Consider the following 22125-nt stretch of genomic DNA (forward strand, 5'->3'; position numbering starts at 1 on the left):
TTAGCTGTTCACCCGGCCGAGGTAGTCGCTCGTGCGGGTGTCGACCTTGATCTTCTCACCGGTGGTGATGAAGAGCGGGACCTGGATCTGGTGACCGGTCTCCAGGGTGGCGGGCTTGGTGCCGCCGGTGGAGCGGTCGCCCTGGACACCCGGCTCGGTCTCCTGGATGACGAGCTCGACGGCGGCCGGCAGCTCGACGAAGAGCACCTCGCCCTCGTGCTGCGCCACGGTGGCGGTGAAGCCCTCGATCAGGAAGTTGGCGGCGTCGCCGACGGACTTGCGGTCGACCATCAGCTGGTCGTACGTGTCCATGTCCATGAAGACGAAGTACTCGCCGTCCATGTACGAGAACTGCATGTCGCGCTTGTCGATCGTGGCCGTCTCGACCTTGACGCCGGCGTTGAACGTCTTGTCGACGACCTTGCCGGAGAGCACGTTCTTCAGCTTGGTGCGCACGAAGGCCGGGCCCTTGCCGGGCTTGACGTGCTGGAACTCGACGACGGACCAGAGCTGGCCTCCGTCGAGCTTGAGCACCAGGCCGTTCTTGAGGTCGTTCGTGGAAGCCACGGTTGCGGAATCTCCTGGACTGACGTGGACGACCCCGGGACACGCGCGTAGCGATTGGCTACAGCGCGAGCAGTTCCTTGGTCGTGATGGTGAGTAGCTCGGGTCCGCCGTCCGCCTCGGGGCGTACGACGAGCGTGTCATCGATCCTGACACCGCCCCGGCCCGGGAGGTGGACCCCCGGTTCGACGGTGACCGGCACGCAAGTGTCCAGTTTACCCATGGCCGCGGGGGCCAGCTGCGGGTCCTCGTCGATTTCGAGCCCCACACCGTGCCCGGTCAGTGCGGGAAGGCCTTCCGTGTGGCCCGCGGAGTCGAGCACCTGGCGTGCGGCCCGGTCCACGTCACGGTAGGCGGCGCCGGGTACCAGCGCCTCGCGTCCGGCCCGCTGGGCGGCGAAGACGAGGTCGTACAACTCGATCTGCCAGTCGGCGGGCGAGGTGCCGATCACAAAGGTACGGCCGATTTCACAGCGGTAGCCGCGGTAGGTCGCGCCGAGGCATACGGAAAGGAAATCTCCTTCCTCGACGCGCCGGTCGGTGGGCCGGTGCCCGCGCCGCCCGGAGTTCGGGCCGGTGCCGACGGAGGTCGCGAAGGCGGGGCCGTCGGCACCGTGGTCGACGAGCCGGCGCTCCAGCTCCAGCGCGAGATGCCGCTCGGTGCGGCCGACGAGGATCGATTCGAGGAGCTCCCCGAGCGCCTGGTCGGCGATCTCGGCGCCGATCCGCAGACAGGAGATCTCCTCCTCGTCCTTGATCACCCGCAGCTGCTCCACCGCACCGCCCAGGTCGGCGAGGCGCAGCCCGGGTGCCACCGAGCCGATGGCCCGGTGCCGGGTCACGGTGAGGTGGTGCTCCTCGACCGCCAGGGAGTCGGCGCCCTGGGCGATGGCTGCGCCGGCGGCGGCGACCGCCGCGTCGCCTCCGGCGCGCGGCAGCACCTGCACGCGCAGCGCCTCGTCGGGACGCCCCTCGTCGGCCTCACCGCTCGGCGGAGCACCGCAGAACAGCAGGTCCTCACTGCTGCCCAGCAGGAGGACGGCACCGCGCGGGGCCGCGCCCGCGAGATACCTCACGTTGGCCGGGCGGGTGACGAGCGCCGTCGCGCTGCCGCCCGCCGCGCAGCGCTCCCGAAGCCGCTCGCGTCGCGCCGCGTACACCTCTGACATAAATCGAGCCTACGAGCGTCGACGCGATGTCGCCGTTCCAGCGGGGCCGGATGGGCGGTAGGCGGTCGACGGTGAGACGGAGGCACCGCGGGCGGGGGCCAGGGGGCTGGTTCCGCTACTGCGATCAGCGGACCCGACAGGCGGCGCAACCTGACTCGTGGGGCGCCGCCCCAGAGGGCCGACACGTCGGAGGCACGTACCCGGGCGGTGGTCCTGGGGGCCGTCGGCCGCGCTGCGCCGCCGCCGGAGGCCGGAGCGCGCCGCGACATGGCCGTCCGGACATCGGCGGGAGGCGACACCAAGGATGCGGCACCCCCCGACGGGGTCACCGACGACGTTGTGCCGCCGGCCGGCCGACGCTCCTCCACCGATGCCGTGCGGCCGATGGGCTACCGCCGGTGCCTCGGGGCTACCACTGCGGTGGGCTCGCGATGGAGCGGGCCAGGACCTCGTCCAGGACGCGGGCCGTGGACGGGACGTCGAGCTGGGAGTTGTCGATGATGGGGAGCCCGGAGCCGTACCAGCCGGCCATCCGGCCGTGGATACGGGCGACTTCCTCGTCGGTCAGGCGGCGGTTTCCGGAGCGCTCGGCGTTGCGCTCCAGGACTATCTCCAGGCCCGGCAACAACACCACGGGCAGCAACCCCGGCCCGACGTGTCGCTTCCAGCCGCCGAGGCCGACGACCGGGCGGTCCGGGAAGACCGCGTCGTCGAGGATGCAGGAGATGCCGTTCGCCAGGAAGTTCCGCGCGGCGAAGCCGCAGGTGCGGCGGGCCAGGCGGTACTGCGCCTCCGAGTGGTCGTTCCACCCCGACTGCGGATCGGCGAAGCCCGAGCGCACCCATTCCCGTACGTCGTCGAGGCTGATGTGGGCGGTCGGCACCCGGCGATGGTCCGCCCAGTACTTGGCGACGCTCGTCTTGCCCGCACCCGCGGGCCCGATGAGCAGCACGGCGAGGGTGGTCGCCGCGGGGTCGGGAGCGCCCGGGGCGCTGGGCATGGCGACCGGGCCGCCCGGAGGCAGCTGCACATGGCCCGTCGTGTCGGGGATCGGCGCCGCGGGGGCGTGCTGCGGGGGCGCGGGATGCGGCAGGTGCGAGGGGGGCGCCGGATGTCCCGGCGGCGGACCGGTGAAGCCGGGGGCGGGTGGGCTCGTGGGCGCCGGACCGGCGGGGCCGCCCGGGTGTCCCGGGTGCTGTGCGGCCGGCGACCAGCCGTCGGCGGCGGGTCCTTGCCCCGGCTGGTGGGGCGGCGGCAGCGGAGCCCCCACTGCGTGCTGCATCCGGTGCCACTCCGTCTCGTGAATCTTTTCGCCCATTCGCTCGCGGCAGGCGATCGGCGCCGCGAGCGGAGCCTCCCGCTCTCCCCCACAGCCTGAAGGGTGCGGGAGGGACCCCCACCGAACGGTACCTTCCCCGGCCGTCGTTGTGTGAACGGCCGGGGAAGCTGGGGAGTGCCCCTGAACGGAGGGCAAACAGGGCCAAGTAGGGGCCCGTTGGGAGCTACTCCCCCACTTCGCCGTAGGCGGCGAGGAGCACCGCCGGGTCGGGGCCCTCCAGGACGGTCGGCTTGGCCAGCCCGTCGAGGACGATGAAGCGCAGCAGGTTGCCGCGGGACTTCTTGTCGACCTTCATGTTCTCCAGCAGCTTGGGCCACTGGTCGTAGCGGTAGCTGAGCGGGAGGCCGACGGACTGCAGGATCGTGCGGTGGCGGTCGGCGGTCGCGTCGTCCAGCCGGCCCGCCAGTCGGCCGAGTTCGGCGGCGAAGTGCATGCCGACGGAGACGGCCGCGCCGTGCCGCCACTTGTAGCGCTCGTTCTTCTCGATGGCGTGCGCGAGGGTGTGGCCGTAGTTGAGGATCTCGCGGAGCCCCGACTCCTTGAGGTCGCCGGAGACGACCTCGGCCTTCACCTTGATGGAGCGCTCGATGAGCTCGGCGGTGTGCGGGCCCGCGGGCGTCCGTGCCGCCTCGGGGTCGGACTCGATGAGCTCGAGGATCACCGGGTCGGCGATGAAGCCGGCCTTGATGATCTCCGCGAGCCCGGAGACGAAGTCGTTGACCGGCAGCGAGTCGAGCGAGGCCAGGTCGCAGAGCACGCCCGCGGGCGGGTGGAAGGAGCCGACGAGGTTCTTGCCCTCGGCGGTGTTGATGCCGGTCTTGCCGCCGACCGCCGCGTCCACCATGCCGAGCACGGTGGTGGGAACGGCGATCCACCGCACCCCGCGCAGCCAGGTCGCCGCGACGAACCCGGCGAGGTCGGTGGTGGCGCCGCCGCCCACGCCGACGATGACGTCGGTGCGGGTGAAGCCGGACTGGCCGAGCGCCTTCCAGCAGTAGGCGGCGACCTCCGCGGTCTTGGCCTCCTCCGCGTTGGGCACCTGGATGGCGACGGCCTCGAAGCCCTGTCCGGCCAGGTCGGCGCGGAGCGCGTCCCCGGTCTCGGCGAGCGCCTCGGGGTGGATGATCGCGACACGCTGGGCTCTGTCGCCGATCAACGCGCCCAGTTCACCGAGGAGTTGACGGCCCACCAGGACCTCGTACGGGTCGGTGCCCGCGGTGCCGCCGACCTGGATACGCGTCACTGCCTCGCTCATGCTTCCTTCAACTCCAGTGCGTCGAGGACGGCTTGGGCGACCTCTTCGGGGGTGCGGCCGTCGGTGGGCACGACCGCGCGGGCGACTTCGGTGTACAGGTGGCGGCGGGCCTCCATCAGCTCGCGCCACTGCCGGCGCGGGTTGACGGCGAGCAGCGGACGGGCCGCGTTCAGGCCGGTGCGCTGGACCGCCTCCTCGACGTCCATGGAGAGGTAGACGACCCGGTGCCCGGCGAGCAGCGCGCGGGTGTCGGCGTCGAGGATCGAGCCGCCGCCCAGCGCCAGTACCCCGTCGTGCTCGGCCAGCGCCTTGTGCACGGCGCTCTTCTCGATGGCGCGGAAGGCCGGCTCGCCCTCGTCGACGAAGATGTCGGCGATGGTGCGGCCCTGCTCGGCCACGATGTCGTCGTCCGTGTCGCGGTAGGCGCAGCCGAGCCGGTCCGCGACCAGCGCGCCGACGGTTGACTTGCCGACACCCATCGGCCCGACGAGGACGACCAGTGGTCCAGCGGTCACCGCACGACCAGGTTCTCGAGGTAGGACTCGACGTTGCGCCGCGTCTCGGGCACGCTGTCGCCGCCGAACTTCTCGGCCACCGCGTCCGCGAGGACGAGGGCGACCATGGCCTCGGCGACGATTCCGGCGGCCGGGACCGCGCAGACGTCGGAGCGCTGGTGGTGGGCCTTGGCGGCCTCGCCGGTCGCGACGTCGATCGTGGCCAGCGCGCGCGGCACGGTCGCGATCGGCTTCATCGCGGCGCGTACGCGCAGCAGCTCGCCGGTGGTCAGACCGCCCTCGGTGCCGCCGGAGCGGCCGGAGGTGCGGCGGATGCCGTCCTCGGTGTGGACGATCTCGTCGTGGGCCTTGGAGCCGGGCACGCGGGCCAGTTCGAAGCCGTCGCCGACCTCGACGCCCTTGATCGCCTGGATGCCCATGAGCGCGGCCGCGAGCCGGGCGTCGAGGCGCCGGTCCCAGTGCACGTGCGAGCCGAGGCCCACCGGCACGCCGTACGCGAGCACCTCGACGACGCCGCCGAGCGTGTCGCCGTCCTTGTGGGCCTGGTCGATCTCCGCGACCATCGCCTTCGACGTGTCGGCGTCGAGGCAGCGCACCGGGTCGGCGTCGAGCTTCTCGACGTCCGAGGGCTTGGGGTAGACGCCGTACGGGGCCTTCGCCGCGGCCAGCTCGACGACGTGCGAGACGATCTCGATCCCGGCCGTCTCCTTCAGGTACGAACGGGCCACGGCGCCCAGCGCGACACGGGCCGCGGTCTCCCGGGCGGAGGCGCGCTCCAGGATCGGCCGGGCCTCGTCGAAGCCGTACTTCTGCATGCCCGCGAGGTCGGCGTGGCCGGGCCGGGGCCGGGTCAGCGGCGCGTTGCGGGCCACCTCCGCCAGCACCGACGGGTCGACCGGGTCGGCCGCCATGACCTGCTCCCACTTGGGCCACTCGGTGTTGCCGACCATGACGGCCACCGGCGAGCCGAGGGTGAGACCGTGCCGGACACCGCCCAGGAAGGTGACCTCGTCGCGCTCGAACTTCATCCGGGCACCGCGTCCATAGCCCAGGCGCCGCCGGGCGAGGTGGTCCGCCACCATCTCCGTGGTGATCGGCACGCCGGCGGGAAGGCCCTCCAGCGTCGCGACAAGTGCGGGACCGTGGGACTCCCCCGCGGTCAGCCAGCGCAACCTGCTCAACGGTGCTCCTCATGCTCGCGCCCTGGTACTGCTGCTGCGTACACGCGTCCTCGTGTACGGCGACGGCGCGACCGGGTGCGCGGCCCGGGCCCGCCACCTCCGATCCTCCCACGTCCGGGCGCGGTGCCCCGCCGCAGGTCCATCAGGCGGGACGGCGCCCGGCCCGCCGCGGCGGTGCTCAGCGGCTCGCGAGGGCCTGCTCGCCCGCCTTCCGCATGGCGTCGAGGGGCGCCGGGGCGCGTCCGGTCATCCGCTCGACCTGGAGCACCGCCTGGTGCACGAGCAGGTCGAGTCCGCTGACCACGGCACCGCCGTAGCCCGACCAGCGGGCCGCGAGGTCGGTGGGCCACGGGTCGTACAGCACGTCGAAGAGCGTCGCGGGCCGTTCCGGGACCGCGGCGGACAGGGCGTCGGTCGTACCCGCGGGGGTGGTGGCGATCACGAGCGGGGCGCGCAGGGCCTGCGCGGCGTGCGCCCAGTCCTGCGTACGGACCTCCACGTCGAGCCGCTCGCCCCACTGCCGCATCTCGGCGGCCCGCTCCGCGCTGCGGACGTAGGCGACGACCTCGCCGGTGCAGATCCTGGCGAGCGCGGCCAGCGCGGAGGAGGCGGTGGCGCCCGCGCCGAGGATCGCGGCGGTGTCCACCTGCTCGATCCCGCGCTCGCGCAGTGCGGCGACCATCCCGGGGATGTCGGTGTTGTCGCCGACGCGACGGCCGTCCTCGGTGAACAGGACCGTGTTGACGGCCTCGACCGAGGCCGCCGTCTCGCTGACCTCGTCGAGCAGCGGGATGACGGCCCGCTTGAGCGGCATGGTCAGCGACAGACCCGCCCACTCGGGACCGAGGTCCTCGAAGAAGCCCGGCAGCGCCGCCTCGTCGATCTCGAAACGGTCGTAGGACCAGTCGCCGAGTCCCAGCTCCCGGTACGCGGTGCGGTGCAGCACCGGGGAGAGGGAATGGGCGATCGGCGAGCCGAGTACCGCGGCCCTTCGGGCGTCAGTTGCCCGAGCTCTCATTGAACTTGTCCTTGAGCTTCTGGAATTCCGCATAGGTCTTGGCGAATTCGGTGTTGCTCTGACCGTCGGTCGCCACGAAATAGACCCAGCCGTCGCTGGTCGGGTTCAACGTCGCCTTGATCGCGTCGTCACCGGGGTTGCCGATCGGTCCGGGCGGCAGACCCTTCCGCGTATAGGTGTTGTACGGGTCCTTGTTGCTGTTGATCTCGGACTCGCTGATGTGGATGTTGCTCTGGCCCTTCAGGTAATTGAAGGTCGAGTCGAACTGGAGCAGCCTGTTGGTCTCCGTGTTCGTGATCTTGAGACGGTTGTAGACCACCTCGGCCATCTTGCGGAAGTCGTCGTGCGTCTTGCCCTCGGCCTGGACGAGGCTCGCGACCGTGACGACCTGGAGCGGGTTCTGCAGGTTCAGTTCCTTGGCCTTGGCCGTGAGGTTGTACGCGGCGTACTTCTCCTTGGCCTGCGTCACCATCTGCTTCAGGATCGCCTCGGGCTTCATGCCCTTGGCGGCGGGATAGGTCGCCGGGTAGAGGAATCCTTCCAGCGGATCCTTTATGTCCTTGCTGTCGTTCGCCCAGCTGGGAAGTCCGAAGGTCTTGTATTCCTTCTTGGCGATCTTCCCGGTGGTGCCGTCCGCGAGGTCGAGCTTCTTGTCGATCGCCTGATAGACAACGACGTTGCGCTGCCCAGGGGCGACGATCACGTTGTTCTGGCTCTTGGGATCGAGCATCAGCTTGACCGCGCTGGCGGCCGACATGCCCTTCCTCAGCACATACGCGCCGGCCTGGATGCTGTTCCCGTTGGGGTTGTTCTGCTGCGCGGACACGAAGGCGTCGATGCTCTTGACGACGCCGTTCTCCTTCAGCACCCGGGCGATCGCGAGGCCACCCGCGCCCTTGGGGATCTCGACCGTCACCTGGCCGCTGCCTTCGCCCGCGAAGTCCGGAGCCGGGCCGAAACGATTTTGGTAGAACTGATACCCGAAATATCCGACACCGGCGATACCGCCACCGAAGACCATCACCACGACCAGGCAGGCGCAGCCACTGCGGCGCTTCTTGCCCTTGTCGCCCTTGCCGCCGCGGCCCTTGCGATCGCCGCTGCCGGCCTTCGGATCGTCGTCGTCGAGGTCGTCATCGTCGTCGCCGCCCGCGAAGAAGGCGTGTTCGCCCTGGTCGGGTCCCGGATCCCAGTCGATCTCCGGTTCGGGCTCGGCGCGGCGACGGGCGGGCGGCTCCGGCGGCGGATACGCGTCGGGAGTGCCGTAGAAGTCGGGCTGCTCACCGGTGTACCCGGCGGCCTGGTTCCCGTACGGGTCGTTCGGGTCGGCGGCGTAGGCGACCTGGTGCTGCGTCCCGTTGTCCCAGCCACCGTCGTGGTACTGCTGCTGGTTCTGTCCGTTGTACTGCTGCTGCCCCTGATCGACGTACTGCTGCTGCTCCTGGCCGGGGTACTGCTGCGGGTACTGCTGCCGCCCCTGACCGGGGAAGTGCTGCCGGCCCTGGTCGTGATACTGCTGCCCGCCCTGGCCCTCGTACTGCTGCTGGTTCTGGGCGCCGTACTGCTGCTCCTGGCCGTAGCCGCCCTGCTGGTCGGGGCCCCACTCGCCGTACTGGGACTGCTGGTGCTGCTGCTGCGGCTGCTGCGGGTAGTGCTGCGGCTGGCCGCCGTAGGGGGACTGGCCGTCGGCGGCCTGCCCTCCCCATCCGCCGTCCCCGTACAACGGGTCCTCCGGATTCCACGGTTCGGAGCCTGCGCCCCGGCCATACTCAGTCATCGATCCCCTAGAGCCGCGAGGCGGTGGCTGCTGCCGCTGGTGGCTCGGCTCCCGTCCGCCTCTTCGCTGTGCGGTAGCTGTTCGAACACCACCACATCGCGCGGAACGTTACCGTATCGCGATCAGATGACCACTTCGACGCCCTCACCCGGTGCGTTCCCTGACGCCCGTTCGGACTCCAGAGCCTGCTGCAGGATGATGACGGCGGCTGCCTGATCGATGACAGACCTGCCCTTTTTGGACTTCACGCCCGACGCGCGTAGACCCTGACTGGCCGTCACTGTGGTCATCCTCTCGTCGAGGAGCCGGACGCCGACGGGCGCGATGGCCCGGGCCAGCTCCTGGGCGAAGGCGCGCACCTTCACGGCGGCGGGACCCTCGCCCCCCTTGAGGGAGCGAGGGAGCCCGACGACGACCTCGATCGGCTCGTACTCCTCGACGAGTTGCTTCAACCGGCGCTGAGCGGCCGGGACATCGCGCCCCGGCACGGTCTCGACCGGAGTCGCGAGGATCCCGTCGGGGTCGCACGAGGCGACCCCGATCCGGGCGTCCCCGACGTCGATCGCGAGCCGGCGGCCGCGGCGCATGCCCCGGCCGTCCCCGCTCCGCTGCTGATCGTCCGTGCTCACTTGGCCGTCTCGGCGACGAGCCGCTCGACCGCGTCGACGGCCTCGCCGATGGCGGCCGGGTTCTGGCCGCCGCCCTGGGCGACGTCCGGCTTGCCGCCACCGCCGCCGCCGAGGGTCTTGGCGGCCGTACGGACCAGGTCACCGGCCTTGAGGCCACGCTCGCGGGCGGCCTCGTTGGTGGCGATGACCGTGAGCGGCTTGCCGCCGGCGGTGGTGAACAGGGCCACGACTGCGGCCCGTCCGCCCTGGATGCGGCCGCGCACGTCGAGGACCAGCTTGCGCAGGTCGTCGGCGCTCGTGCCGTCCGGGACCTGGCCGGTGACCAGCGCCACACCGCGGACGTCCTTGGCGGACTCCACGAGACCGGCGGCGGCCTGCAGAACCTTCTCCGCGCGGAACTTCTCGATCTCCTTCTCGGCGTCCTTCAGCTTGCCGAGCATGGCGGAGACCTTCTCCGGGAGCTCCTCGGGGCGGCCCTTGATCAGCTCCTGGATCTGGGCGACGACCGTGTGCTCGCGGGCGAGGAAGTTGTAGGCGTCGACGCCCACCAGGGCCTCGATACGCCGTACGCCGGAGCCGATCGAGGACTCGCCGAGCAGCTTGACCAGGCCGAGCTGGGAGGTGTTGTGCACATGCGTGCCGCCGCACAGCTCCTTGGAGAAGTCGCCGATGGTCACGACGCGGACGCGCTCGCCGTACTTCTCGCCGAACTCGGCGATGGCGCCCTGCTTCTTGGCCTCGTCGAGGCTCAGGATCTCGGCGTGCACGTCCAGGTCGCGGGCGAGCACCTCGTTGATCTTCTGCTCGACGTCGGTCATGACGGCCGTCGGAACGGCCGAGGGGGAACCGAAGTCGAAGCGGAAGCGGCCGGGCTGGTTCTCGGAACCGGCCTGGGCGGCCGTCGGGCCGAGGGCGTCGCGCAGGGCCTGGTGGGTGAGGTGCGTGGCCGAGTGGGCGCGGGCGATGGCCGTCCGGCGACGGGAGTCGATGGTGGCCTGGGCCTGGGCACCGACGGTGACCTCGCCGACCTGGACGACGCCCTTGTGGACGTACACACCCGGGACGGGCTTCTGGCAGTCGCGGATCTCGATGACGGCACCGGTGTCGACCTTGATGCGGCCGGTGTCACCGATCTGACCGCCGCCCTCGGCGTAGAACGGGGTGCGGTCGAGGACGATCTCGACCTCGTCGCCCTCGGTGGCGGCGGGCGAGGAGACACCGTCGACCAGGATGCCGACGATGCGCGACTCGCCGTCGGTCCGGTCGTAGCCGATGAACTCGGTCTCACCGGCGGCGTCGGCGATCTGACGGTAGGCGCCGAGGTCGGCGTGGCCCGTCTTCTTGGCCTGGGCGTCGGCCTTGGCCTTGTCCCGCTGCTCCTTCATCAGACGCCGGAAGCCGTCCTCGTCCACCGAAAGGCCCTGCTCGGCGGCCATTTCGAGAGTGAGGTCGATCGGGAAGCCCCAGGTGTCGTGGAGCAGGAAGGCCTTGTCGCCGGCGAGCACCGTGCCGCCGGACTCCTTGGTGTCCGTGATGGCCGTGTCGAGGATGTTCGTGCCGGCCTTCAGCGTCTTGAGGAAGGCGGCCTCCTCGGCGAGGGCCACGGTCTCGATGCGCTGCCGGTCGGTGACGAGCTCCGGGTACTGCTGGCCCATCATCTCGATCACGACGTCGATGAGGTCCTTGACGACCGGACCGGTGGCGCCGAGCAGCCGCATGTTGCGAATGGCGCGGCGCATGATGCGGCGCAGGACGTAGCCGCGGCCCTCGTTGCCGGGGCTCACGCCGTCGCCGATGAGCATCACGGAGGTGCGCATGTGGTCGGTGACCACGCGCAGCGAGACGTCCGAGTCGTGGGCGGCGCCGTACTCGACGCCCGTCAGCTCGGTGGCCTTCTTGATGACGGCCATGGAGGTGTCGATCTCGTACATGTTCTGCACGCCCTGCAGAATCATGGCGAGGCGTTCCATGCCGAGGCCGGTGTCGATGTTCTTGCTGGGCAGCTCGCCGAGGATCTCGAAGTCCTCCTTCGAGGTGCCCTCACCGCGCTCGTACTGCATGAAGACCAGGTTCCAGATCTCCACGTACCGCTCGTCGTTGACGGCCGGGCCGCCCTCGACGCCGAACTCGGGGCCGCGGTCGTAGTTGATCTCGGAACACGGGCCGCAGGGACCCGGGACGCCCATGGACCAGTAGTTGTCCTTCTTGCCCAAGCGCTGGATGCGCTCGGCCGGGACACCGATCTTGTCGCGCCAGATGGACTCGGCCTCGTCGTCGTCGAGGTAGACCGTGATCCACAGGCGCTCGGGGTCGAGCCCGTAACCACCCTTGTCCTGGGGCGAGGTGAGCAGCTCCCAGGCGTAGGTGATCGCGCCTTCCTTGAAGTAGTCACCGAAGGAGAAGTTGCCACACATCTGGAAGAACGTGCCGTGCCGGGTGGTCTTGCCGACCTCTTCGATGTCGGGCGTACGCACGCACTTCTGCACGCTGGTGGCGCGCGACCACGGCGGCTTGACCTCACCGAGGAAGTACGGCTTGAAGGGCACCATCCCCGCGGGGACCAGGAGCAGAGTCGGGTCGTCCGCGATGAGCGACGCCGAGGGAACGACAGTGTGACCGCGCTCCTCGTAGAAGCTCAACCAGCGGCGGCGAATCTCGGCCGACTCCATCAGTGGTCCTCATTCCGGTTGTACGAGTACGTCGACCTCTCGACGTACGTCGGGTTCTTGCTGTGTTTCGGACTGTTCTCGATCGCGGCGACACGCCGGGGCGCGGGCAGCTCGGGGCGGTGATCGAGCCCGAGTGCCTCGCCGAGTTCGGCCTCCCGCTCGGCCATGCCGTCGCGGACGTCGAGCGCGAAGTCCTTGAGCCGGTGCCCGGCCTCGATCGCCTTGTTCGCGGCCTGGGCCGCGAGGCTCTCGGGGGTCAGCTGCTTGAGCTTGCGGTTGACCTTGGTGGTGGCCCACACACCCGCGGCTGCGCCGGCGGTGAACCAGAACGTACGGCGGAACATCGCTGCGTCAGTCCTTCTTCCGCTTTCCCCGTCGCGCGGACGGGACGGTGCGGCCCACGATCACGGTACGACGGGAGGCCTTGGGGGGCACATTGTCCTTGCGGCCGCCGATGGCCCGGCGGACGCCGTAGCCGAACGCCGCGACCTTCACCAGCGGACCGCCGAAGGTGGACGCGACGGTCGTGGAGAGCGCCGACGCGTTCGAGGTGACCTCCTGGACGTCCGAGGCGATGGCGTCGACCCGGTCGATCTGGGTCTGCGCGGAACGCACCGCCGCGGAGGCGTCGGCCAGCAGCGGGACAGCCTGGTCGGTCACGTCCGCCACGAGCTTGGTGGTCGCCCTGAGCGTCTGGGCCAGCCTCGCCAGTGCGACGGCGAGGAAGGAGACCAGGATCGCCCAGAAGACGGCCACCAGGATCCCGGCCACCTCTCCACCGGACACTGTTCGCACCCGCTCCCTAGTACGTGCCTGCCAGTACGTGCCCGGACACCGTGTCTGATACCTGCCTGGACATCGTGTCCGAACATCAAAAAGTCGTCCCCCGAGCCTATCGCGCCGGGGCCGCCGCTCCGTACCGCATTACCGGCTGCCGGACCCGGAGTTGCGCGAAGTGATTGTACGGACCGCTTACGGGTCAGTACGCTCCGTGTCCCATGCGAGCTTCTGAGTGCTCCGACCGGTCCGCACCCGGCAATCTGCCCCTGGAACTCAACGCGTTCGTGGGGCGCACGGCCGAACTCGCACAGCTGGCGGAGGCGCTGGGGCAGGCTCGGCTGGTGACGGTGACGGGCGTGGGCGGCGTGGGCAAGTCACGCCTCGCGGCACGGGCCGCGGCACACACCCGGCCGCGCGACGGATCATGGCGGGTGGAACTGGCCTCCGTGCGCGATCCGAATCTCGTCGCGTACGCGCTCGTGGAGGCCCTCGCTCTGACGGACCAGACGTCGAGGCCGCCCCGCGCACTGCTCCTCGATCATCTCGCCGAGCGTCAACTCCTGCTGGTCGTGGACGGGTTCGAGCATCTGGTGGACGCGTGCGCCGCGCTGCTGGGCGAGCTGCTGCGACATGCGCCGGGGCTGCGGGTGCTCGCCGTGGGCCGCAGGCCGCTGGAGGTCGAGGGCGAGCTGCGCTTCCCGCTGGCCCCGCTGCCCGAGCGGGAGGCCACGGAGCTGTTCACGGACCGGGCGGCGGCCCGGGTGCCCGGGTTCGCGCTGGACGACGGCAACCGGGCGGACGTCCTGGAGCTGTGCCGACGCCTGGACGGGATCCCGCTCGCCGTCGAGCTGGCCGCCGGCCGGCTGAGCGCCCTCTCCCCCGGGCAGCTGCTGTCCCGGCTCGACGACCGCTTCCGGCTGCTCACCGGCGGCGGCCGTGACGCCCTGCCGCGTCACCAGACGCTGCGGACGGCGATCGGCTGGAGCCATGAACTGTGCACGCCCGAGGAGCGGCTGCTGTGGTCGCGACTCTCGGTGTTCGCCGGACCGTTCGACCTGGAGGCCGTCGAGTACGTGTGCAGCGGTGCCGGACTGCACGCCGACAACGTCCTCGACGTGCTGGGCGAGCTGCTCGCGCAGTCGGTGCTGGCACGCGAGGAGACGGCGGCCGGCCTGCGCTACCGGATGCTGGACACGGTGCGGGCGTACGGCGCGGACTGGCTGGTGGCGGCGGGCGACGCGAGCCGGCTGCGCCGCCGCCACCGCGACTGGTACATGGGCCTGGCCACCTGGTGCGAGCTGGACTGGTTCTCGCCACGGCAGGGCGAGGTGGCCGCGCGCGTCGAGACGGAGCTGCCGAATCTGCGCTGCGCCCTGGAGTACAGCCTGACCGAGCCGGGCGAGACGCATCTGGGCCAGTACCTCGCGGGCAGCCTGTGGTTCTACTGGGTCGGCTGCGGCCGGCTGGCGGAGGGGCGGCACTGGCTGGAGCGCGGGGTGGAGCTCGACAGCGACCGCGACCAGTCGCGGCTGAAGGCTCTGTGGGTGCTCGGCTACGTGGCGATCCTCCAGGGCGACATGGTGCCCGCGCTCACCGCGCTCCAGGAGTGCCGCGAGGAGGCCGAACGCACCGACAACCCCACCGCGATCGCCTACGCCGAGCACCGCACCGGCTGCCTGGCGCTGGTCGGCGACGACATGGCACGCGCGGAAACCCTGCTGCGCTCGGCGCTCGACCGCTACCACGCGATCGGCGAGCTCAACAGCAACGTGCTGATGGCCCAGGTGGAGCTGGCGATGGCACTGGCGTTCCGGGGCGATCTGCCGGGCGCGGTGCGGCTGTGCGAGGACGTCCGCCGGGTCTGCGAGGACCACGGGGAGCGCTGGGCGCTCGCCTACGCGCTGTATGTGCTGGCGTACGAGGCCCAGACAGCGGGCGATCCGGGGCGCGCCCGGGAGCTCCTGGAACAGAGCCTGGACATCGGGCACGCCTTCCACGACCTGCTCGGCACGGTCCTCGCGATCGAGCTGCTGGCGCTGGTCACGGAGGCGGAGGGCGACCCGGCCGAGGCCGCGCTGCTGCAGGGGGCGGCGGCCCGGCTGTGGCCCTCGGTGGGCCTGCCGCTGTTCGGCTCGGCCTACTACAACGTGCCGCACGAGCGGTGCGAGGCCGGGGCCCGGCGGCGGCTGGGCGACGAGCGGTACGAGGAGTGCGTACGGGCGGGGTCTCGGCTGGGGCGGGAGGCGGCGGTGGCGCGGGCCCTGCGGCGGCCCGGTCCCCGGCCGCTGGGTGCGGTGCCCTCGCCGCGCGGGTTTCCCCCGGACACGCGGAAGCCCGCCGTCTCGCCCACCTCGAAGGGCGGGGAGACGACGGGCTGACGCGCAGGTGGTGCTACGTCCGCTGTAAGACGATCAGCGGGCGTAGTACTCGACGACGAGCTGCTCGTCGCAGATCACCGGGATCTCCTTGCGGTTCGGCTCGCGGTCCAGGCGGAACGCCAGGGCCGGGAGGTTCACCTGGAGGTAGCGCGGGGTCTCGCCGTCGGGGGCGAAGCCACCGGCGCGGGAGACCTCGAACAGCGTCTTGCTGCGGCTGCGCTCGCGGACCATCACGACGTCGTCGGGACGGACGCGGAAGGACGGCTTGTCGACCTTCTGGCCGTTGACCTCGATGTGGCCGTGAACGACCATCTGGCGGGCCTGGTAGATCGTGCGGGCGATGCCCGAACGCAGGACCAGCGCGTCGAGACGGCGCTCGAGCTCGATGATCAGGGCCTCACCGGTCTTGCCCTGGACCTTGGAGGCACGCTCGTAGGCGCGGACGAGCTGACGCTCGGACACGTCGTACTGCGCGCGCAGACGCTGCTTCTCGAGCAGACGGACCTTGTAGTCCGAGTTCTGCTTGCGGCCGCGGCCGTGCTCACCCGGCGGGTAGGGGCGGGCCTCGAAGTACTTGACGGCCTTCGGGGTCAGCGCGATGCCGAGGGCACGCGACTTCTTGACCTTGGGGCGGGACTGATTCGCCACTTTTTCTCTTTCCGTGATTTCGGCTCACCAGAGTTAAGGGAGGTCGCAATCCGCAGCCCGGGAAACCCCGCGGGTCCTCGGGGGACCTGCTGGGCAGCCGCTCCTGGGTCTGGGCACATACGTGCAGCACGCGAGTGGCCCACCGACCGTTCCCGGAGACCGGGTTGGTGGTGGGCTGCCCGCGACACCTTCGACGGTGCGCGACGCTCCTGGAATCCCTCCGTGAAGGCAGGGGCTCCGGCTGGATGTCCCGTTCTGGTGGTGCCGACCGGAGCCGGACACGGGACGCAGCGCTTCGCGTCATGTTACAGGGTGGTCAGGACCGCCCTCTACCGAGGTGCTTCCTGGTCCACTCCACCGCGTCGGCGTAGCGTGCCTCGGCGCCGTGCCGGGTCGGTGTGTAGTACTCCCGGTCCTTGAGCTCTTCCGGGGCGTACTGCTGGGCGGCGATGCCCTCGGGGAGGTCGTGCGGATACACATACCCCTGGGCGTGCCCGAGCTTGGCCGCGCCCTTGTAGTGCCCGTCGCGCAGGTGCATCGGCACCGGGCCCGCGTGCCCCTTGCGTACGTCCTCCATCGCGGCGCCGATGGCCATGGTCGCGGCGTTCGACTTCGGGGCCAGGGCGAGGGCGATGGTGGCGTGGCTGAGGGTCAGCGCCGCCTCGGGGAAGCCGATCATGGCGACGGCCTGGGCGGCGGCCACGGCTATCGGCAGCGCGTTCGGGTCGGCGAGGCCGATGTCCTCGCTGGCGGAGATCATCAGACGGCGGGCGATGAACCGGGGGTCCTCGCCCGCCTCGATCATCCGGGCCAGGTAGTGCAGCGCGGCGTCCACGTCGGAGCCGCGGATGGACTTGATGAGGGCGCTCGCCACGTCGTAGTGCTGGTCGCCGTCGCGGTCGTACGTCACGGCCGCGCGGTCGACGGTCTCCTCCAGGGTCTGGAGGGTGATCTCCGGCTCGCCCTTGTCGAGCGCCGCGCCGGCGGCGGCCTCCAGGGCGGTCAGGGCGCGGCGGGCATCTCCCCCGGCGATGCGCAGCAGGTGCCGCTCGGTGTCCTCGGGGAGGGTGACGGCCTCCTTGAGGCCGCGCTCGTCGGTGAGGGCCCGGCGCAGCAGGCCGCGCAGGTCGTCGTCGGTGAGCGGTTCGAGAGTGAGGAGGAGGGAGCGGGACAGGAGCGGGGAGATCACCGAGAAGTACGGGTTCTCGGTCGTGGCGGCGATCAACGTCACCCAGCGGTTCTCGACGGCCGGGAGCAGGGAGTCCTGCTGGGCCTTGCTGAAGCGGTGGATCTCGTCCAGGAAGAGGACGGTCTCCTTGCCGAAGCCGCCGGTGGCGCGGCGTGCGCCGTCGATGACCGCGCGGACTTCCTTGACGCCCGCGGTGATCGCGGAGAGCTCAACGAAGCGCTTGTTGGTGGCCTTGGAGACGACGTACGCGAGGGTCGTCTTGCCGGTGCCGGGCGGGCCCCAGAGGATCACCGAGGACGGTCCGGCCGGACCGCCGTTCCCCTCGCCGACGAGTCTGCGCAGGGGTGAGCCCGGCTTCAGCAGATGCTGCTGGCCCACGACCTCGTCGAGGGTACGCGGGCGCATCCGTACGGCCAGGGGGCTGCTGGACGGGTCCTTCTCCTGGCGTTCTTCTGCTGCGGCGGTGAACAGGTCGGGCTCCACGTCCAAAACCCTATGTCACGCCACTGACAATCCCCGCAGGGCTGTCAGCTGGTCCAGAAGTCCCACCAGCGGGTCAGGATCAGCATCCCGATGATCCCGATGTGCACGACGGGCAGGACCCAGGTGAACTCGCCGAAGAAGCTCTTCAGCCAGCGCGGGGCGGGCAGGAAGTCGTTGCGGATGCTCGACGAGGTCACGTACCAGAACATGATGATCGTGGCGACCCAGGCCAGCGAGCACCACAGGCACAGCGAGTTGATCCGGTACAGCGACTGGAACTGCAGCCAGGTGCAGAATCCGACGCCGAAGAGGGTGCCGGCGTTGAAGGTCAGCCAGTACCAGCGCGGGTAGGCGGCCCGCGCGAGCAGACTCATCCCGACGCAGATCACGATGCCGTACGCCACCAGGCCGAGCATCGGGTTGGGGAACCCGAAGGCCGCGGCCTGCTTGCTCTTCATGATGTTGCCGCAGGAGACGACCGGGTTCAGGCTGCATCCCGGCACGAAGTTCGGGTTCTCCAGCAGCTTGAACTTGTCGATCGTGATGACCCACGCGGCGAGCAGACCGGCCGCACCGGTGATCACGAGCAGTACGGCGAGCGCACGGCTGCCGCCGACCGTCCGGGGACCGTCGGAGCGTTCCTGGTCGATGGAGACGTCCTTGACTGTCGTCTTGCTCATCACGCCGTTTCCGTAGTCTCGAAGGGCCTGCGGGCAACCGACATTGTGCCGCACCCACATGTGTGTCCACCGTTCGATGGACATAAGGAGGTACGCACGGTCGTCGCGGAGCGTTCGGTTCGGCGGCAGGCTCGTCGGCATGACAACACACGCGAACGAACTCGCGGTGGACGTACGGGGGCTGCGCAAGCAGTACGGGGACGTGACCGCCGTCGACGGCATCGATCTCGGCATCCGCCGCGGCGAGGTGTTCGGCCTGCTCGGACCCAATGGCGCGGGCAAGAGCACCACGGTGGAGATCCTCCAGGGCAACCGCGGGCGGGACGCGGGCGAGGTGTCCGTGCTCGGCGCGGACCCGGCGACGGGCACACGCGCGTGGCGCTCGCGGATCGGCATCGTCTGGCAGGACGAATCGGCGCCCGCGGAGTTGACGGTCGAGGAGACCGTACGGCACTTCGCCCGCTACTACCCGCGGCCCCGCGACCCGGAGGAGGTCATCGGGCTCGTCGGTCTGGAGGCGAAGGCGGGCAGCCGCATCAAGGCGCTCTCGGGCGGCCAGCGCAGGCGTCTGGACGTGGCGCTCGGGGTGATCGGCGGCCCCGAGCTGCTGCTCCTGGACGAACCGACGACCGGTTTCGACCCGGCCGCCCGCCGCCAGTTCTGGGACCTGATCCGGAAGCTGGCCGACGAGGGCACGACCATCCTGCTCACCACGCACTACCTGGAGGAGGCGGAAGCGCTGGCGCACCGGCTCGCGGTCGTCGCGCGGGGCCGCGTCGTCGCGGAAGGCGAACCCGCCGCGCTCCGCGAGCGCTTCGGCACCGAGGCGACCGTCGAGTGGACGGAGGCCGACGGCACGACGCGCAGCGAGCGCACGGACACCCCCACGCGCACGGTCGCGGAGCTCACCCGCCGCTTCGACGGCGAGATACCCGGGCTGAGTGTGACCCGCCCGACCCTGGAGGACGTCTACCTCCGTCTGACCGGACAGGAGAACGCGCGATGACCCTGACGACCGTACGCGTCCGCGGCGAGGCCTCCTCCGTGCGGCTGCCCGGAGCCTGGGGCCTCGGCCTGCGGCGGGGCGCCCTGGAGATCAAGCAGTTCTTCCGTCAGCGCGACCAGGTGGTGTTCACCTTCGCCTTCCCCGTCGTCTTCCTCTTCCTCTTCGCGTCGATCTTCAAGGACGACGTGCGGGGCGCGGGCATCACCGCCTCCCAGTTGTACGTCCCCGCGATGATGGCCGCGGGCATCATGTCCACCAGCTTCCAGTCCCTCGGCATCTCCATCGCCATCGAACGGGACGAGAAGGTGCTGCGGCGGCTGCGCGGCACTCCGATGCCACCGGCCGCGTACTTCCTGGGCAAGATCTGGCTGGTCCTGGTCACCGGCCTCATGGAAACGGCGATCCTGCTCGTCGTCGGCACGACGCTGTACGACGTGAAGCTGCCCTCGGATCCCGCCAAGTGGGCCGACTTCGCCTGGATCTTCGTCCTGGGCCTGACGGCCTGCGCCCTGCTCGGCATCGCGATCAGCTCGGTGCCGAAGTCCGGCAAGAGCGCCACGTCCGTCGTCGTACTCCCCTTCCTCGTGCTGCAGTTCATCTCCGGGGTCTACATCGCCATCGACACGATCCCCGACTGGATGCTGAACATCGGCGCCCTGTTCCCGCTGAAGTGGATGTGCCAGGGGCTGCGCGGGGTGTTCCTGCCCGAGTCGGCGAAGGTCCTGGAGCAGGCGGGCGGCTGGGAGTTCGGGCGGATCGCCCTGGTGCTGGGTGCCTGGTGCGTCGGAGGATTGCTGCTGTGTCTGCTGACCTTCCGCTGGAAGAACCGCCGCGACGGATGACCGAACGGATCGCCGGACCCGACGGCGCGAAGAGCTCGTACACCTGGGACCGCTCCTTCCGGCTCTGGGACTCGTACTTCGCGGTCGTGTGCGTGGCCACCCTGGTGTTCGTGCTCGGCACGGGGCATCCGGGGTGGCCCCTGCGCCTCGTCTCGGCGGCGCTGCTGGTGGCGCTGGTTCCCTGGTACGTGCTGGTGGGGCGGCCCGTCCTCGGCGCCGACCCGCCCGACGAACGCCGAGCCCTCGGCTATCTCGCGGGCGCGATCGTGCTGTTCCTGCCGTCGGGGATCCTCGTCGGTGAGACCCGGCTGATGGCCTTCGCGCTCGTCCCCCAGTGCTTCATGGCGCTGCGGCTGCGCTGGGCGCTGGCGGCCGTGACGGTCATCAACATCGCGCCGGTGGCGGGTTGGGCGCTGCTGTGGTGGCCGAGCGGCCAGGACGTCTTCTTCAACTCGCTCTTCGGCGTGGTCACCCTCGTCTTCTCGGCGGCCTTCGGCAACTGGACCATCCGCATCATCGAGCAGAGCCAGGAACGGGCCGAGCTGATCGCCGAACTGGACGCCAGTCGCCACGAGCTCTCCCGGCTCTCGTCGGCGCACGGCGCGCTGGCCGAGCGGGAGCGGCTCTCCCGGGAGATCCACGACACGCTCGCGCAGGGCTTCACCAGCCTGCTGATGCTGGTGCAGGCGGTCGAGGCCGAACTCGACCACGACGTCCCGCAGGCCCGCCGCCACCTGTCCCTGATGGCGGAGACGGCCCGGCAGAACCTCGCCGAGGCGCGGGCCCTGGTCGCCGGGGGCGCGCCCGCCGATCTCGACGGGGCCTCGCTGCCCGACGCGCTGCGCCGGCTGGCCGCGCGCCACGAGGCGACGGTCGACGTCACCGGCCCCGTGCGCGCGCTGCCCGCCGGGCCCGAGGTCGTGGTCCTGCGTTCCTGCCAGGAGGCGCTCGCCAACGCCCGTAAACACGCGGGGAGTTCGTCGACGATCGCGGTCGCCCTGACGTACGCCCACGATGCGCTGACGCTCTCCGTACGGGACGACGGCCCCGGCTTCGACCCCGCCGCGCCGGTCGACGGCTACGGTCTGACCGGGTTGCGTGCCCGGGCCGCGGAAGTGGGCGGCAGGGCCCGGGTGCGCAGCGCGCCCGGCGAGGGCACGACCATCACCGTGTGTCTGCCCGTTCCAAGGAGTGACTCGTGATCCGCATCGTCCTGGCCGACGACCATCCCGTCGTACGGGAAGGACTGCGCGCGATGCTCAGCGCCGAGCCCGACCTCGATGTGATCGCCGACGCGTCGAACGGCCCGCAGGCGGAGGCGCTGGCGGCCGAACTCCGGCCGGACATCGTCCTGATGGACCTGCGGATGCCGGGCGGCGGGGGTGTCGACTCGATCGTGCGGATGACCGAGGCGGGGTTGGGCTGCCGGGTCATCGTGCTGACGACGTACGAGACGGACCGGGACATTCTGCGGGCGGTCGAGGCCGGAGCCGCGGGCTATCTCCTGAAGGACCTCCCTCGCGCCGAACTCGCCGACGCCGTCCGCTCCGCCGCGCGCGGCGAGACCGTGCTGGCCCCGTCCGTCGCCGCCCGACTCGTCGACCAGCTCCGTACCAAGCCGGAGCGGCCGAGGTTGTCCGAGCGTGAGACGGCGGTGCTGCGGCTGGTGGCGGAGGGCTGCACGAACGCCGAGATCGGGCGCCGTCTGTTCATCGGCGAGTCCACCGTGAAGACCCACCTGCTGCGGGCCTTCACCAAACTGGGGGTGGACGACCGAACAGCGGCGGTGACGAGCGCGATGCGCTTCGGCCTACTGGACTGACCCCGGCCCCGAGACTTTCGGGGCCCGGGGATCCCGGGCGCAGCCCCGGCCCAAGGGGCGCGGGGAACTGCGCGACCAGCCCCCACCCGCCCGCAGGCAAGGAACAAACCCGGGGGCCTGGGGGCGGAGCCCCCAGGTTCGGGAAGGGACGGGTAGGGGCGGCGGGGGCGAGAAAACCGGTT

The 22125-nt window shown here is 70.8% G+C and carries 20 protein-coding genes; 5 read left to right on the forward strand and 15 right to left on the reverse strand.

Annotated elements, in window-relative coordinates:
- From efp to FNV62_RS12580, 12 genes are all read right to left on the reverse strand, one after another.
- Entirely contained in the window at window positions 1–567 is a 567-nt protein-coding gene (gene efp / locus FNV62_RS12525; protein WP_010988257.1) for an elongation factor P, read from the reverse strand.
- 58 nt (window positions 568–625) lie between these two features.
- Window positions 626–1732 (reverse strand): M24 family metallopeptidase, encoded by a 1107-nt coding sequence (locus FNV62_RS12530; protein ID WP_097283901.1) that lies wholly within the window; start codon window positions 1730–1732, stop codon window positions 626–628.
- 409 nt (window positions 1733–2141) lie between these two features.
- A complete protein-coding gene (locus tag FNV62_RS12535; RefSeq protein WP_067733536.1) occupies window positions 2142–3014 on the reverse strand; it encodes a Pro-rich N-terminal domain-containing protein in 873 nt (290 codons plus the stop codon).
- Between the two features lie 220 nt (window positions 3015–3234).
- The gene (gene aroB, locus FNV62_RS12540) at window positions 3235–4326 is read right to left on the reverse strand and encodes a 3-dehydroquinate synthase (RefSeq protein ID WP_054233971.1); all 1092 of its coding nucleotides are present in this window, start codon (window positions 4324–4326) and stop codon (window positions 3235–3237) included.
- A complete protein-coding gene (locus FNV62_RS12545; RefSeq protein ID WP_054233970.1) occupies window positions 4323–4841 on the reverse strand; it encodes a shikimate kinase in 519 nt (172 codons plus the stop codon). The genes aroB and FNV62_RS12545 overlap by 4 nt, the downstream gene beginning before the upstream one ends.
- Complete coding sequence (gene aroC / locus FNV62_RS12550; protein WP_054233969.1) at window positions 4838–6022, reverse strand: chorismate synthase; 1185 nt, start codon at window positions 6020–6022, stop codon at window positions 4838–4840. Before aroC ends, FNV62_RS12545 begins: the two co-directional genes overlap by 4 nt.
- A 178-nt stretch (window positions 6023–6200) precedes the next feature.
- On the reverse strand, window positions 6201–7040 hold the full coding sequence (locus FNV62_RS12555) for a shikimate dehydrogenase (RefSeq protein WP_143654705.1): 840 nt from the start codon (window positions 7038–7040) through the stop codon (window positions 6201–6203).
- Window positions 7021–8817 (reverse strand): endolytic transglycosylase MltG, encoded by a 1797-nt coding sequence (gene mltG / locus FNV62_RS12560; RefSeq protein WP_097283903.1) that lies wholly within the window; start codon window positions 8815–8817, stop codon window positions 7021–7023. The genes FNV62_RS12555 and mltG overlap by 20 nt, the downstream gene beginning before the upstream one ends.
- Before the next feature lie 122 nt (window positions 8818–8939).
- Window positions 8940–9404, reverse strand: a complete 465-nt coding sequence (gene ruvX / locus FNV62_RS12565; RefSeq protein ID WP_054233989.1) for a Holliday junction resolvase RuvX — start codon at window positions 9402–9404, stop codon at window positions 8940–8942.
- A 38-nt stretch (window positions 9405–9442) separates the two neighbouring features.
- Window positions 9443–12115, reverse strand: coding sequence for an alanine--tRNA ligase (alaS, locus tag FNV62_RS12570; RefSeq protein ID WP_054233966.1), 2673 nt, complete (start codon window positions 12113–12115; stop codon window positions 9443–9445).
- On the reverse strand, window positions 12115–12459 hold the full coding sequence (locus FNV62_RS12575) for a DUF6167 family protein (protein ID WP_054233965.1): 345 nt from the start codon (window positions 12457–12459) through the stop codon (window positions 12115–12117). The genes alaS and FNV62_RS12575 overlap by 1 nt, the downstream gene beginning before the upstream one ends.
- Before the next feature lie 7 nt (window positions 12460–12466).
- Complete coding sequence (locus tag FNV62_RS12580) at window positions 12467–12910, reverse strand: DUF948 domain-containing protein (RefSeq protein WP_075027554.1); 444 nt, start codon at window positions 12908–12910, stop codon at window positions 12467–12469.
- A gap of 203 nt (window positions 12911–13113) precedes the next feature.
- Here FNV62_RS12580 and FNV62_RS12585 point away from each other — a divergent pair, with 203 nt between their 5' ends.
- Window positions 13114–15273, forward strand: coding sequence for an ATP-binding protein (locus FNV62_RS12585; protein WP_144315226.1), 2160 nt, complete (start codon window positions 13114–13116; stop codon window positions 15271–15273).
- 33 nt (window positions 15274–15306) lie between these two features.
- On the opposite strand, the gene rpsD is transcribed toward FNV62_RS12585, so the two are convergent.
- The 3 genes from rpsD to FNV62_RS12600 all read right to left on the reverse strand — a co-directional run bounded on the left by rpsD (window position 15307) and on the right by FNV62_RS12600 (window position 18273).
- On the reverse strand, window positions 15307–15921 hold the full coding sequence (rpsD, locus tag FNV62_RS12590; protein ID WP_054233962.1) for a 30S ribosomal protein S4: 615 nt from the start codon (window positions 15919–15921) through the stop codon (window positions 15307–15309).
- 316 nt (window positions 15922–16237) lie between these two features.
- Window positions 16238–17593, reverse strand: a complete 1356-nt coding sequence (locus FNV62_RS12595) for a replication-associated recombination protein A (RefSeq protein ID WP_054233988.1) — start codon at window positions 17591–17593, stop codon at window positions 16238–16240.
- A gap of 44 nt (window positions 17594–17637) precedes the next feature.
- A complete protein-coding gene (locus FNV62_RS12600) occupies window positions 17638–18273 on the reverse strand; it encodes a vitamin K epoxide reductase family protein (RefSeq protein ID WP_144315227.1) in 636 nt (211 codons plus the stop codon).
- 139 nt (window positions 18274–18412) lie between these two features.
- Between FNV62_RS12600 and FNV62_RS12605 the strand changes: the two genes are divergently transcribed.
- The 4 genes from FNV62_RS12605 to FNV62_RS12620 are packed head-to-tail and all read left to right on the forward strand — an operon-like array spanning window position 18413 to window position 21943.
- The gene (locus tag FNV62_RS12605; RefSeq protein ID WP_143607609.1) at window positions 18413–19279 is read left to right on the forward strand and encodes an ABC transporter ATP-binding protein; all 867 of its coding nucleotides are present in this window, start codon (window positions 18413–18415) and stop codon (window positions 19277–19279) included.
- Complete coding sequence (locus tag FNV62_RS12610) at window positions 19276–20121, forward strand: ABC transporter permease (protein ID WP_060899870.1); 846 nt, start codon at window positions 19276–19278, stop codon at window positions 20119–20121. Before FNV62_RS12605 ends, FNV62_RS12610 begins: the two co-directional genes overlap by 4 nt.
- Window positions 20118–21323, forward strand: a complete 1206-nt coding sequence (locus tag FNV62_RS12615; RefSeq protein ID WP_097283906.1) for a sensor histidine kinase — start codon at window positions 20118–20120, stop codon at window positions 21321–21323. The genes FNV62_RS12610 and FNV62_RS12615 overlap by 4 nt, the downstream gene beginning before the upstream one ends.
- Window positions 21320–21943 carry a response regulator gene (locus FNV62_RS12620; protein ID WP_054233957.1) on the forward strand — a complete coding sequence of 208 codons (624 nt, stop codon included), beginning with the start codon at window positions 21320–21322 and terminating at the stop codon, window positions 21941–21943. Before FNV62_RS12615 ends, FNV62_RS12620 begins: the two co-directional genes overlap by 4 nt.
- The last annotated feature ends 182 nt before the right edge of the window (window positions 21944–22125 follow it).

Source organism: Streptomyces sp. RLB3-17 (assembly GCF_007113425.2).
GTDB classification, from domain to species: domain Bacteria; phylum Actinomycetota; class Actinomycetes; order Streptomycetales; family Streptomycetaceae; genus Streptomyces; species Streptomyces mirabilis_D.

Coding starts and splice junctions, on each gene's coding strand:
- FNV62_RS12530 (WP_097283901.1), bottom strand. CDS start 1,732: ATGTCAGAGGTGTACGCGGCGCGACGCGAGCGGCTTCGGGAGCGCTGC.
- FNV62_RS12535 (WP_067733536.1), bottom strand. CDS start 3,014: ATGCAGCACGCAGTGGGGGCTCCGCTGCCGCCGCCCCACCAGCCGGGG.
- aroB (WP_054233971.1), bottom strand. CDS start 4,326: ATGAGCGAGGCAGTGACGCGTATCCAGGTCGGCGGCACCGCGGGCACC.
- FNV62_RS12555 (WP_143654705.1), bottom strand. CDS start 7,040: ATGAGAGCTCGGGCAACTGACGCCCGAAGGGCCGCGGTACTCGGCTCG.
- mltG (WP_097283903.1), bottom strand. CDS start 8,817: ATGACTGAGTATGGCCGGGGCGCAGGCTCCGAACCGTGGAATCCGGAG.
- ruvX (WP_054233989.1), bottom strand. CDS start 9,404: ATGCGCCGCGGCCGCCGGCTCGCGATCGACGTCGGGGACGCCCGGATC.
- alaS (WP_054233966.1), bottom strand. CDS start 12,115: ATGGAGTCGGCCGAGATTCGCCGCCGCTGGTTGAGCTTCTACGAGGAG.
- FNV62_RS12575 (WP_054233965.1), bottom strand. CDS start 12,459: ATGTTCCGCCGTACGTTCTGGTTCACCGCCGGCGCAGCCGCGGGTGTG.
- FNV62_RS12585 (WP_144315226.1), top strand. CDS start 13,114: ATGCGAGCTTCTGAGTGCTCCGACCGGTCCGCACCCGGCAATCTGCCC.
- FNV62_RS12600 (WP_144315227.1), bottom strand. CDS start 18,273: ATGAGCAAGACGACAGTCAAGGACGTCTCCATCGACCAGGAACGCTCC.
- FNV62_RS12605 (WP_143607609.1), top strand. CDS start 18,413: ATGACAACACACGCGAACGAACTCGCGGTGGACGTACGGGGGCTGCGC.
- FNV62_RS12610 (WP_060899870.1), top strand. CDS start 19,276: ATGACCCTGACGACCGTACGCGTCCGCGGCGAGGCCTCCTCCGTGCGG.
- FNV62_RS12615 (WP_097283906.1), top strand. CDS start 20,118: ATGACCGAACGGATCGCCGGACCCGACGGCGCGAAGAGCTCGTACACC.